The organism is Ensifer sp. Root278 (assembly GCF_001429285.1).
Lineage (GTDB): Bacteria > Pseudomonadota > Alphaproteobacteria > Rhizobiales > Rhizobiaceae > Ensifer.
In genome coordinates, this window is sequence record NZ_LMJJ01000001.1 from 361,008 (window position 1) to 373,433 (window position 12,426).

The 12,426-nt window shown below is 62.5% G+C and carries 11 protein-coding genes; 7 read left to right on the forward strand and 4 right to left on the reverse strand.

The window, feature by feature from the left end; all coding sequences use genetic code 11:
- The first annotated feature begins 18 nt into the window (after positions 1 to 18).
- The 6 genes from ybeY (at position 19) to ASE60_RS01825 (ending at position 6,469) form a co-directional block, all read left to right on the forward strand.
- Positions 19 to 540 carry an rRNA maturation RNase YbeY gene (ybeY, locus tag ASE60_RS01800; protein ID WP_057248018.1) on the forward strand — a complete coding sequence of 174 codons (522 nt, stop codon included), beginning with the start codon at positions 19 to 21 and terminating at the stop codon, positions 538 to 540.
- Complete coding sequence (locus tag ASE60_RS01805; protein ID WP_057248019.1) at positions 537 to 1,706, forward strand: hemolysin family protein; 1,170 nt, start codon at positions 537 to 539, stop codon at positions 1,704 to 1,706. Before ybeY ends, ASE60_RS01805 begins: the two co-directional genes overlap by 4 nt.
- 265 nt (positions 1,707 to 1,971) lie before the next feature.
- Positions 1,972 to 3,567: an apolipoprotein N-acyltransferase gene (lnt, locus tag ASE60_RS01810; RefSeq protein ID WP_057248020.1), complete on the forward strand. Its 1,596-nt coding sequence runs from the start codon at positions 1,972 to 1,974 to the stop codon at positions 3,565 to 3,567.
- A gap of 145 nt (positions 3,568 to 3,712) precedes the next feature.
- The gene (locus ASE60_RS01815; RefSeq protein ID WP_057248021.1) at positions 3,713 to 4,132 is read left to right on the forward strand and encodes a helix-turn-helix domain-containing protein; all 420 of its coding nucleotides are present in this window, start codon (positions 3,713 to 3,715) and stop codon (positions 4,130 to 4,132) included.
- 200 nt (positions 4,133 to 4,332) lie between these two features.
- Positions 4,333 to 5,601 (forward strand): methionine adenosyltransferase, encoded by a 1,269-nt coding sequence (gene metK, locus ASE60_RS01820; RefSeq protein WP_057248022.1) that lies wholly within the window; start codon positions 4,333 to 4,335, stop codon positions 5,599 to 5,601.
- Between the two features lie 169 nt (positions 5,602 to 5,770).
- Complete coding sequence (locus tag ASE60_RS01825) at positions 5,771 to 6,469, forward strand: tRNA (guanosine(46)-N(7))-methyltransferase TrmB (protein ID WP_057248023.1); 699 nt, start codon at positions 5,771 to 5,773, stop codon at positions 6,467 to 6,469.
- Positions 6,470 to 6,691: 222 nt separating this feature from the next.
- Here ASE60_RS01825 and ASE60_RS01830 read toward each other — a convergent pair whose 3' ends face one another.
- Positions 6,692 to 6,949: a DUF1150 family protein gene (locus ASE60_RS01830; RefSeq protein WP_057248024.1), complete on the reverse strand. Its 258-nt coding sequence runs from the start codon at positions 6,947 to 6,949 to the stop codon at positions 6,692 to 6,694.
- A 47-nt stretch (positions 6,950 to 6,996) separates the two neighbouring features.
- On the reverse strand, positions 6,997 to 7,428 hold the full coding sequence (locus tag ASE60_RS01835; RefSeq protein WP_057248025.1) for an Hsp20 family protein: 432 nt from the start codon (positions 7,426 to 7,428) through the stop codon (positions 6,997 to 6,999).
- Between the two features lie 265 nt (positions 7,429 to 7,693).
- Here ASE60_RS01835 and ASE60_RS01840 point away from each other — a divergent pair, with 265 nt between their 5' ends.
- Positions 7,694 to 8,638 (forward strand): nucleoside hydrolase, encoded by a 945-nt coding sequence (locus tag ASE60_RS01840; protein WP_057248026.1) that lies wholly within the window; start codon positions 7,694 to 7,696, stop codon positions 8,636 to 8,638.
- Between the two features lie 74 nt (positions 8,639 to 8,712).
- On the opposite strand, the gene ASE60_RS01845 is transcribed toward ASE60_RS01840, so the two are convergent.
- The gene (locus ASE60_RS01845; protein WP_057248027.1) at positions 8,713 to 11,112 is read right to left on the reverse strand and encodes a methyl-accepting chemotaxis protein; all 2,400 of its coding nucleotides are present in this window, start codon (positions 11,110 to 11,112) and stop codon (positions 8,713 to 8,715) included.
- A 389-nt stretch (positions 11,113 to 11,501) separates the two neighbouring features.
- Positions 11,502 to 12,401 (reverse strand): ribokinase, encoded by a 900-nt coding sequence (locus ASE60_RS01850; protein ID WP_057248028.1) that lies wholly within the window; start codon positions 12,399 to 12,401, stop codon positions 11,502 to 11,504.
- Positions 12,402 to 12,426: the final 25 nt, after the last annotated feature.

Sequence of the window (12,426 nt, forward strand, 5' to 3'; positions counted from 1 at the left end):
TCGGCGGTCGTTGCGATCATGACGGCATTGGACATCCAGATCAGCGTGGAAGAAGGCAATTGGCCCGAGGAAGAGGCCTTGCTTGCCTTCTCAACGCCCGTGCTCGAAGCGGCTGCAGCCTATCTCGCGGCCGAAGAGAAGCAGCCGCTGCCGCAGATGCCGCCGGAACTTTCCCTTGTCTTCACCGACGACGCTTCCATGCGGGCGATCAACGCCGAATGGCGCAACCAGGACAAGCCGACCAATGTGCTGTCCTTCCCCGCTTTCCCGGTGAAACCGGGTGCGATGCCGGGACCGATGCTGGGTGACATCATCGTCGCCCGCGAGACGCTCGAGCGCGAAGCCGTGGAACTCGAGAAATCCTTCGATGCGCATCTGACGCATCTTCTCGTGCATGGATTCCTGCATCTTTTCGGTTATGATCATATGGAAGATGACGAAGCCGAAAGAATGGAAAGCCTGGAGACTCGCATTTTGGCGCGTCTTGGCTTATCTGACCCCTACGGGGTCGTACCCCGGATTAACAGTTTGGACCGATGAGCGATTACAAAACACAGCCCGTCGCGCTGGCGACCGAGGAGGCAGACGCCTCCGGAGAGGCGGAGGCGGGCAGTAGTAGCACCGCCACTCGACACGAGGGCACGAAATCCACTTCTACCTTCTGGAGCCGGGCCGCGCGCCTGTTGCGCGGCGCAAGTCCATCGAGCCTGCGCGAGGATCTTGCCGACGCGCTTCAGACCGATGCCGACAGCAACACGGCCTTCTCGCCCGGCGAACGGGCGATGCTCAACAACATCCTGCGTTTCCGCGAGATCAGGGTCGAGGACGTCATGGTCCCGCGTGCCGACATCGAAGCAGTCGACCAGAGCATCACCATCGGCGAGCTGATGGTGATCTTCGAGGAGTCCGGCCGCTCGCGCATGCCGGTCTATAACGAAGGGCTCGATGATCCCCGCGGCATGGTGCATATTCGCGACCTGCTTTCCTATGTCACCAAGCAGGCCCGCAACCGGCGCCGCAACGGCAAGGCGCCGGCTGCCGTGACGGTCACGGGCGAAAAGACCGAGAAGACGCCCCGATCGCCGAAGGCGAGCTTCGACCTCTCCCGCGTCGATCTCGGCAAGTCGCTGGAAGAGGCGGGCATCGTCCGCCAGCTCCTGTTCGTGCCGCCTTCGATGCTGGCCTCGGACCTGATGCAGCGCATGCAGGCCGCCCGTATCCAGATGGCGCTCGTCATCGACGAATACGGCGGCACCGACGGTCTCGTTTCGCTCGAAGACATCGTCGAGATGGTCGTTGGCGATATCGAGGACGAGCACGACGATGACGAAGTGATGTTCGCCCGTACCTCGGACGATGTTTTCCTCGCCGACGCTCGCGTCGAGCTGGAAGAGATCGCCGCGGCGATCGGCCCCGATTTTGACGTGCGTGAGCAACTCGAAGACGTCGACACGCTCGGCGGCCTGATCTTCGCCTCGCTTGGCCGCATTCCGGTGCGCGGCGAGGTCGTTCAGGCCATTCCGGGCTTCGAGTTCCAGATCCTCGACGCCGACCCGCGTCGTGTGAAACGCGTTCGCATCATGCGCAAGCGTCCGCCGGCTCGCCGTCGCCCGTTGCGGCCGGAGGGTGAAACCGTTCCGGAGACGGTTATGGTCAATCGTGCCAACGGTGCAGCATCTTCCGAAGCAGCGGCCGACGAGCAATAATCGTTCGGCTCCCGCGCACGTTTCCATGTGCGCGGGGCAGGGTGCGCGGGGCAGATGCCTCTCACCCATCCACTTGACGTCTCCCGGCTTGAACGCGGTTCTCAAGGACCGGCGGTTCGACCCAAGCCGGAGCACATGCCTTCCATATCCAAATCCGCCCCTGAAGGGGACAAGCAGCCGGTTTTTTGGAACACTGGCGCCGATTGATTCGGTTGTTGTTTCGCTCCGGCGCCGCGGCTAGCGGCCGGGATCGACTGGAGGCTGCATGGTAAGACTGGCTGGCAGGGTGATGCTTCTCTCCGGTTTCCCGAGGGCATTGCTCGCGTTCCTTGCGGGGCTTCTCGCGGTTCTGGCGCAACCGCCCTTCGGCATCTTCGCCTTTGCTTTCGTCGCTTTCCCGATCCTCGTCTGGCTGCTCGACGGCGCGACCGGAAATCCGGATGGCGGCATCGTCAGGCGGCTCTGGCCGGCGGCGGCGATCGGCTGGTGGTTCGGCTTCGGCTACTTCCTCGGCGGTCTCTGGTGGCTCGGCAACGCGCTCCTGGTGGAGGCCGACGACTTCGCCTGGGCGTTGCCGCTCGCTGTGGTCGGTCTCCCGGCCTTCCTGGCGCTCTTTTATGCGCTCGCGACGCTGATCGCGCGCCTGTTCTGGTCCGATGGTGTCGGGCGGATCGCGGCGCTTGCTCTGGCCTTTGGCCTTTGCGAATGGCTGCGCAGCTTCCTCTTCAGCGGATTTCCCTGGAATGCCATCGGCTATGCGGCGATGCCGATGCCGCTGATGATGCAGTCTGCAAGCGTCGTCAATCTTGCGACCATCAACGTGCTGGCGGTCTTCGTCTTCGCGGCACCCGCACTCATTGCCACCGGCAGGGGAAGTCGGATTGGTCTCGCGGCCGCACTCGTCCTCCTCACGGCGCATATCGGCTTCGGCTTCTATCGCCTGGCACAGCCAGCCCCCGCTGCGGCCGAGCCGCCGTTGACGGTCCGTCTCGTCCAGCCGGTGATCGATCAGGCGAAAAAGCTCGACGACCGCGAGCGTGCGGCGGTCTTCGAGGAGCATCTTTCGCTCACCACCGCCGCGCCCGAAAACGGCGGCAAGCGCCCGGACATCGTCGTCTGGCCCGAGACCTCGATCCCCTTCATCCTCACCGACAACCCGGACGCCCTGGCGCGCATCGCCGAGGTGCTCGACGACGATCAGATCCTCATCGCCGGTGCGGTACGCGCCGAGGACGCGGGCGCCGGCCTGCCGCCGCGCTACTACAACTCGATCTATGTCATCGATGGCCGCGGTCAGATCATTGGTGCCGCCGACAAGGTGCATCTCGTCCCGTTTGGCGAGTATCTGCCGTTCGAGGAGGTGCTGTCGTCCTGGGGCTTGAGTTCCATCGCCGCCTCCATGCCGGGCGGGTTTTCGGCGGCAAAGAGCCGCTCGCTGCTGACCTTGCCCGGCGGCAGGAAGTTCTATCCGCTGGTCTGCTACGAGGCGATCTTCCCCGACGAGATCGACGGGGCCGCGCGCGGAACGGATGCGCTTCTCAACATCACCAATGATGCCTGGTTCGGCGACACGCCCGGTCCGCGCCAGCATTTCCATCAGGCACAACTGCGCGCCATCGAGACCGGAACCCCCCTGATCCGCGCAGCCAACAGCGGTATATCAGCAATTGTTGATGCACGTGGGGTTTTAATGGTAGGATTGTCCTACAATTATAGGGGAGTGGTCGACACACTTCTGCCGGGAAAGATGCCTACGCCTTTGGACGACGCTATGCGAAGCCGAATCTTCTGGCTGAGTGCACTCTTGCTCCTTCTGGTTGCAGTGTTTTCGCGTGTTGGTTTTAATATTAGGAAGAATTGACCTAAAACCCCTAAAATTGCATAGTGGTCCGCACCATCGTCCTTGTTGTGGCGGCTTTGTCGTATCACCGTGGCGGTCGCCTCGGTGAGCGGTGCTTCATGCCGGGCGGTGGATCAAACGAAACAGCGTGTTTGGGAACGCAGATATGATCGAAAACAAAAAGAAGCCGAACCCGATCGACATTCATGTCGGTAGTCGGATTCGTCTTCGCCGCACGATGCTTGGCATGAGCCAGGAGAAGCTCGGCGAAAGTCTGGGGATCACTTTTCAGCAGATCCAGAAGTATGAGAAGGGCACGAATCGCGTCGGCGCGAGCCGGTTGCAGAACATTTCGGGCATCCTGAATGTTCCGGTTTCCTTCTTCTTCGAAGATGCCCCGGGTGATAGCGGTACCGGTCAGCCCGGCATGGCAGAAGCGTCCAGTTCCAACTACGTTGTCGATTTCCTGTCGTCCTCCGAGGGGCTGCAACTCAACCGCGCTTTCGTCAAGATCACCGATCCGAAGGTTCGCCGCCGGCTTGTCGATCTGGTCAAGGCTCTCGCTGCGGAAGCAGAAAGCGAATAGTTCCAACGTTCCCCGTCGGGACTTGAAAACAAAGCGGCCTTTGTGCCGCTTTTTTCATGCGCGCTTTTCTCCGGGCGCGCCAAAGTGATTGGCTCTGACGGTGATATAAAGATATATTTATGTCGTTGTGCGCTTGTTTTTCGGGCGCAAAACCACTAACACCATGCCAGCGCTTTTTCTTCATTGAGGGGACTTCCCGCATGCGTGCAAACTACCTGTTCACGAGTGAATCTGTAGCCGAAGGTCATCCGGACAAGGTGTGTGACCGTATCTCCGACGAGATCGTGGATCTGGTCTACCGCGAAGCGGCCAAGACCGGTGTCGACCCGTGGGGCGTTCGCATCGCCTGCGAAACCCTGGCGACCACCAACCGCGTCGTCATCGCCGGCGAAGTGCGCCTGCCGCCGAGCCTTCTGAAGAAGGACAAGGACGGCAACGACGTCATCAACCCCTCGAAGTTCAAGTCCGCCGCCCGCAAGGCGATCCGCGAGATCGGCTATGAGCAGGACGGCTTCCACTGGAAGACGGCCAAGATCGACGTGCTTCTGCACTTCCAGTCCGCCCACATCGCTCAGGGCGTCGACAGCGCTGCCGACATGCAGGGCGAAGAGGGTGCCGGCGACCAGGGCATCATGTTCGGCTACGCCTGCCGCGAGACCGCCGAACTTATGCCGGCGCCGATCTACTACTCGCACCGCATCCTCAATCTGCTCGCCGCCGCCCGCAAGAAGGGCGAAGGCGAAGTCGCCAAGCTCGGTCCGGACGCCAAGAGCCAGGTCACCGTGCGCTACGTCGATGGCAAGCCGGCGGAAGTCACCTCGATCGTTCTGTCGACGCAGCATCTCGATGACACCTGGGATTCGGCCAAGGTTCGCTCGGTTGTCGAGCCCTATATCCGCGAAGCGCTCGATGATCTGAAGATCGCCGACGATTGCACCTGGTACATCAACCCGACTGGCAAGTTCGTCATCGGTGGCCCGGACGGCGACGCCGGCCTCACCGGCCGCAAGATCATCGTCGACACCTATGGTGGTGCTGCGCCCCATGGCGGCGGCGCCTTCTCGGGCAAGGACACGACCAAGGTCGACCGTTCGGCTGCCTATGCCGCGCGCTACCTGGCAAAGAACGTCGTAGCCGCCGGTCTTGCCGATCGTTGCACGATCCAGCTCTCCTACGCCATCGGCGTTGCCCAGCCGCTGTCGATCTATGTCGACCTGCACGGTACCGGCAAGGTCTCGGAAGACCAGGTCGAGCAGGCCATCCGCAAGACGATGGACCTGTCGCCGTCTGGCATTCGCCGTCACCTCGACCTCAACAAGCCGATCTACGCCAAGACGTCTGCCTACGGCCACTTCGGCCGCAAGGCTGGCCGCGACGGTTCCTTCTCCTGGGAGAAGCTCGATCTGGTGAAGCCGCTGAAGGCGGCGATCGAGCAGAGCGGTGCCGTCAACGGCCGGGCAGCCGCGTAATCCTGCGATTGGCGTGGCGTGTAACGCCGCGCATTGAAGATAGCGCAGCGGCCTGCTATCAGGCGCTTGCGAAATTCAGGGCGGGCGCTCCGGCAAGGAGCGCCCGCTTCGTTCATTTTGATTTTGGGTCGGCTTGATCGGGGATCAGCGTGACCAAGGGACAAACGACATGACCGAACCGCGCCGTGCCAGAGCAACCGAGGCCTTTTTCGGCCGCCGCAAGGGCAAGCCGCTGCGCGAGCGGCAGGCGGCGCATCTGGAAACCGTGCTGCCGACGCTGAAGCTCGATCTGTCGAGCCCGGCTCCGGCGGAACTGAAGACGTTGTTTCCTCAGGGCGTCGATCGCATCCGGCTGGAAATCGGCTTCGGCGGCGGCGAACATCTGATCCACCGCGCCGCCGAGACGCCTTCGACAGGCTTTATCGGCGTCGAACCCTTCGTCAATTCCATGGCCAAGCTCGTCGGCCACATCGAGGCTCGCGGTGTCAGCAACATCCGCCTTTATGACGACGACGCCACCCAGGTTCTCGACTGGCTGCCGGCCGCTTCCGTCGACCAGATCGACCTGCTCTATCCGGACCCGTGGCCGAAGCGCAAACACTGGAAGCGCCGCTTCGTCTCCAAGGTCAATCTCGACCGCTTTGCGCGCGTGCTGAAGCCGGGCGGGCTTTTCTGCTTCGCCTCGGATATCGACACCTATGTCAATTGGACGCTGTTGCATTGCCGCGATCACGCGGCCTTCGAATGGACGGCGGAGAAGGCAGCCGACTGGCTGACGCCGTACGAGGGGTGGCCGAGCACACGCTACGAGGCCAAGGCACGCCGGGAAGGCCGGAGCTCCGCCTATCTCACTTTCCGCCGAGCCTAGCAATTCCAGAAAAAGTGCGAAGCGGTTTTCCGCCCGGAATTGCGGCACTCCAAAATCAATTCCAGGAAAAGTGCGAAGCGGTTTTCCGTCCGGAATTGTGTCGCTTCACAGTCAATTCCAGGAAAAGTGCGAAGCGGTTTTCCGTCTGGAATTGCGTCGTTCAATGCAGAGCGGCGGCTTCAATTCAGCCCCATAGATCTACCGTCAGCGACGGCAGCCTGATCAATGCAGGGTGACCGTCTTCAGGTCATCCTCGGCGGCCTTGAAGAAGGTGCTGGAACGATTGTCGGTCAGGAGGATCGGCGTGCCGTCGGCGCCGAACAGGGCCCAGAGATCGATGCCCGGTCCCATCTCGGGTGCTTCCGGGAAGCAGCGCGAGACTTCTTCCGAACGCATTTTCCGGATGTAGCCGATTTCGCCTTCGCCGAGATGTGCGAGGTCGTTCTTCGACAGTGACGAGCTGACAGCTTTCAGTCCCATGGTGATACTCCGTGGTCGCCGGCCAGGGGAAAATCCCGCCGGTTATCCTACTCTGGGACTGAAATGTTAATTTTCTTTACCATACGCACCGGTTCGGGACGGACGAGGTCGACGGAGAGCAAGCCGTTGCGCAGCTCGGCGCCGAGAACTTTCATGCCATCGGCGAGAACGAAGGTGCGTTGAAACTGGCGCGCAGCGATACCGCGGTGCAGGTACTCGCGATCGCCGTTGTCGACCTGGCGGCCACGGATGACGAGCTGATTCTCTTCGGTGGTCACTTCGAGGTCTTCTTCGGAAAACCCGGCCACGGCAAGCGTGATTCTGAGCCGCTCGGGTGCGTCAACGGCGGCATCGCCGCGGATCCGCTCGATGTTGTAGGGCGGGTATCCGTCATTGCCCTTGGCGATGCGCTCAAGGGTCTTTTCCATTGTGTCGAAACCCAGCAGAAGCGGGCTCGTAAAGGGCGTAATTCGGCTCATTCTTCAAGTCCTTGCGAGATCAAGCGACCGATGTTCGGACCTGCCCAGCAGCATCCTTGCCGCAATATGGTAGCTGTGCGCAATGAGTGCAAGCCGCTTGCCTCGGACGTGCACGCAAATCATAGTCCGCTCTCGCAGAATCCAAGAGTGGGACGAGGAGGGCGCATGCGACGCTACCCGTATCCGCTCCGGTGCATTGAAATCGATCGCGCCTGGCTTTGGGTCGGGTCGACCCAGCCAAACGTGATCCAGGGAGGACGAGAGAGTGCCCGTGCCCAGAAAGATAATCATAGACACCGATCCCGGGCAGGACGATGCCGCCGCCATCATGCTCGCTTTCGGCAGTCCGGAAGAGATCGACTTGCTCGGCATCACCACGGTCGCCGGCAACGTGCCGCTGACCTTGACGGCCCGCAATGCGCGCATTCTCTGCGAGCTCTGCGACCGGCCGAAGGTTCGGGTTTTTTCCGGCGCCGACAAGCCGATCGCCCGTCCGCTGGTCACCGCCGAGCACGTGCACGGCAAGACCGGCCTCGACGGCCCGACGCTCGATGAGCCCAGGATGAAACTCGAGGAGCAGCACGCGGTCGACTTCATCGTCGAAACGCTGCGCAACGAGGCAGAGGGCTCGGTGACGCTCTGCACGCTGGGACCGCTCACCAACATCGCGCTCGCGCTCCAGAAGGCGCCTGAGATTGCGCCGCGGGTGAAGGAACTGGTGATGATGGGCGGCGGCTTCTTCGAAGGCGGCAACATCACGCCGGCGGCCGAGTTCAACATCTATGTCGATCCGGAAGCCGCCGATATCGTCTTCCGCTCGGGCATTCCGATCGTGATGATGCCGCTCGACGTCACCCATCGCGTGCTCACCCACAAGGCGCGGGTGCAGAAGATCCGCGACATCGGCAGCCGCCCGGCGATCGCCATGGCCGAGATGCTCGAATTCTTCGAACGCTTCGACATCGAGAAATACGGCACCGATGGCGGCCCGCTGCACGACCCGACGGTCATCGCCTATCTGCTGCGCCCCGAGCTTTTCACCGGTCGGGATTGCAACGTCGAGATCGAAACCAAGTCGCCGCTGACGGCGGGCATGACGGTTGTCGACTGGTGGCAGGTCACCGGCCGGCCGCACAATGCCAAGGTCATGCGCTTCGTCGACGACCAGGGCTTTTTCGATTTGTTGACCGAGCGCCTGTCGCGCATCTGAGCCTACGCTCGATCATCATGCTTCAAACAAAAACGGCGCCCCGAGAGGCGCCGTTTCTTTTCTCGATCTGTTGATCAGAACTCTTCCCAATTGTCCTGGGCAAGCGCGTTGGCGCCCGAGGTCTGGGTGAGCACCCGCTGCGTTGAAGCCGAGTAGCTGCTTCGTGCCGGGCTTGCTGCCGGAGCCGGCCGCGCCTCGCGGGCAGGTGCCGGTGCCGGGCGTTCGGCCGCACGCATGCGTTCGGCGGTGCCACGCAGCATCTCCGACGAGGTAGGCTGGGCCGACGTCGAGGACTGGGCGACGCGGAAGCGGGCAACCAGGGCGTTGAGCGTGCGGGCCTCTTCGTTGAGCGCCATGCCGGCGGCCGTCGTCTCCTCGACCATGGCGGCGTTCTGCTGGGTCACCTGGTCCATCTGGTTGACGGCCGAGTTGATCTCCTTGAGGCCGACGGCCTGCTCGGAGGCCGAGCTCGAGATCTGGCGGATGAGGCCGTTGATCTGCACCACCTGCTCGGCGATCTTTTCGAGCGCGCCGCCCGCCTTGCCGACGAGGTCGACACCTTCGCGCACCTGGCCGGCCGAAGTGTTGATCAGCGTCTTGATCTCCTTGGCGGCATTGGCGGAGCGCTGGGCAAGCTCGCGTACTTCCTGGGCGACGACGGCAAAACCCTTGCCGGCTTCGCCCGCGCGGGCCGCTTCGACGCCGGCGTTGAGCGCCAGAAGGTTGGTCTGGAAGGCGATTTCGTCGATGACGCCGATGATGCGGCTGACCTCGTGCGACGACTGCTCGATGCCCTTCATCGCGGCGATGGCCTTCTGTACCACTTCGCCCGACTGTCCGGCATCGCTGCTGGCCACTTCCACCGACTTCGCGGCGACCTTGGCGTTTTCGGCGCTGGCGTTGACCTGCGAGGTCAACTCGTCGAGGGCTGCTGCCGTTTCTTCGAGGCTCGCCGCCTGCTGTTCGGTGCGGTGCGACAGGTCGTTGGCGGCGCTGCTGATTTCGCTCGTGCCGTTGCCGATGTTGACGACCGAATGGTTGACGGTGCGGATCGTCGCTTCGAGGCTTTCCATCGTCGCGTTGAAGTCGCGCTTGAGCTGGGCATATTCGCCCGGGAACTCGTCGGTGATGCGGAACGCGAGATCGCCGGACGAGAGATGGGACAGGCCCTTGCCGAGGCGGGCGACGATGTCGCGCTGCAAGGCGCTGCTCTCGGCACGCTCGGTTTCCGACCGGCCGCGTTCGCGCTCGGCCTGTTCGCGCTCATGGCGGGCTTCGCCTTCCAGGCGCTTGGTGTCGGCAAGCTGGTGGCGGAAGCCCTCGAGTGCCTTGGCGACTTCGCCGGTTTCGTCGGAGCGATCCTGGCCGGCGATCGCCTTGGTATAGTCGCCGTGGCTGAGTCCTTTGACGTCGTTCACGAGGGCGGCGAGAGGCTTCTGCACGAAGCCGCGGACGGCGAGATAGAGACCGAGCAGAACGGCGCCGAGCACGACCAGGCCGCCGACGATCATCATGTAGGTCTGGTCCTTGACCGGGGCATTGATCGCGGCGCGCGGCACGTCGACGAGCACGACCCAGCTGGTGTTCACGCCTGAAAGCGCGAAGGGATAGACGAGGCGGTCGAAGGGTTCGTTGCCGTCATAGGAAAGGTTGGAAATGACGCCAGGCTTGCCGGAATCAAGCGCATTCTTGACGATGTCGTTGCCTTCGCCGTCATAGGCTTTGAGCAGCAGTTCCGGGATCGGCGCGACGAGCCACTTGCCGCTCTGCGACAGCAGGTAGACGCGGCCGGTTTCGAACGGCTTCAACTTCGCCAGACCCTCGGCCAGCGAGGCGAGTGAAATGTCGACGCCGGAGACGCCGATCAGCTTGCCGCCTGACATAACGGGATAGGCGATCGAGCTCATCGCGGTCGGAATGTCGGTACCCTCGGCAGTATAGGGCTGGGTGATCGCGCCCTTGCCGCTCTTTGCCGCGAGCGCATACCACTCCGCCGGATAATCGGCCTTGAAGGTGGAGTACTGGATTTCGTTGTTCCGGGTCTTCGACCAGTAGGGCGTGAAGATGCCGAGCTCGTTGCCGCCCAGTTCCTTATTGTTGACGACATCTTCCTGGCGGCCGTCGAAGGCCTTGGGCTCTTCCGCGAACCAGCTGCCGAAGGCGAAGGGGTTCTGCTCGAGGTTCGCCCTCAGGATATTGATCACCCCGGTGCGCTCCATCGACTTTTCCGCATGTGCCCGGCCGAGAACGCCGGCCATCGAGCGGGCAGCGCTCGCAAGCTCGCCGACGTCGCCGGCGATGTCGGAGGCGATCGCGCGGGCTTCACCGTTTGCCTGTTCAAGGACCAGCGTTTCGACGCGATCCTGGGTCTGGGAGATGAGAACGAAATTCGAGGCGAGCAGGACAAGTGCAATCGTGCCGCCTGTCACCGCGATCAGTTTGGTCGCCAGCGATTTGGCTTGGAACTTGAACATGAAATCCTCACGTGCTGGGAGGTCCGCCGGCTCTCGCCTGCGGTGGACGCATTTCGCAATGGGGGTGAACTCCATCATGGAGCGTCAGATGCCGACCGGCATGTTGGAGGCAACCAGATCGCTTCGACCGGCCTTCTCAGGCTCCTGAATAGACTGGAGATTCTTAAAATAGGCCCAACGCGGACGCTGTTTTACCTGTTGCTTTGATAAAATTGCGCGCGGAGTTTTATCTCCGCGACATCGGCTGTCCGGATTGCGCAAGCGGAGATTTTGAGACGGTTGGAAACGCGCGGCGGCAGAGAGCCGGCAAGAAAAATGCGGGCGATCTCCGCCCGCACCAGATGCCCTTTGGCCTATCACGGGTCGGTCCGACCCAAGGTTGTCGCGATCTAGATACGCGACGCCACTTCCGAGGAAAGCGGGATCGAGGGCTGGGCGCCGCTCTTCAGGCAGGCGAGCGAGCCGGCGACGGCTGCACGGCGCAGCGCATCGGGAAAGGCAATGCCGGCGTCGAGGCTGGCGGCAAGATAGCCGCAGAAGGTGTCGCCGGCGCCGACGGTATCGACCGGTTCGATCTTCAGGCCCTTGGCACGCTGGATCTCGCCTTCGTGCACGGCGACGACGCCTTCGGCGCCGAGCGTGACGATGACCGTCTGGCCGGTCTCGGCGTGAAGCGCCTTCATCGCGTCTTCGCGTTCCGCGCTGCTGATGCCGCTCCTGCCGGCAAGCAGCTCGAATTCGGTCTCATTGGCAATGACGATATCGGCCATGCGCCCGAGGCGAGCCGCATCCGCGGTCAACGGCGCGATGTTGATGACAGACCGGACGCCCTTCTGCTTGGCTACATTGAGCGCCTTCTCGACGGAGGCTGCCGGAATTTCGAGCTGCAGCATCAGCGTGTCGCCGGGCTTCATGCCGTCGACGGCTTTCACCGCATCGGCCTCATTGACAGTCGCATTGGCACTGGCGACGACGACGATGACGTTTTCGCCGTCACCGCCGACCAAGATATGCGCGGTGCCGGTTGGCTCTTCCACCGTCTTGGTCAGGGAGAGGTCGGTGCCAGCACCCTTCAGCAGTTCCAGCGCGCCATCGGCAAAACTGTCCTTGCCCACAGCACCAGCCATCTTAACTGTCGCTCCCGCACGTCGCGCGGCAAGCGCCTGGTTTGCGCCCTTGCCGCCGGCGGCGGTCGAAAAACCAGTTCCGGCAACGGTCTCGCCCGGCTTCGGAAGGCGTGCGGTCGTGGCGATCAGGTCCATGTTGATGGACCCAAAAACAGTGATCATGTGAAAATTTCCCGTCGGATTGCAA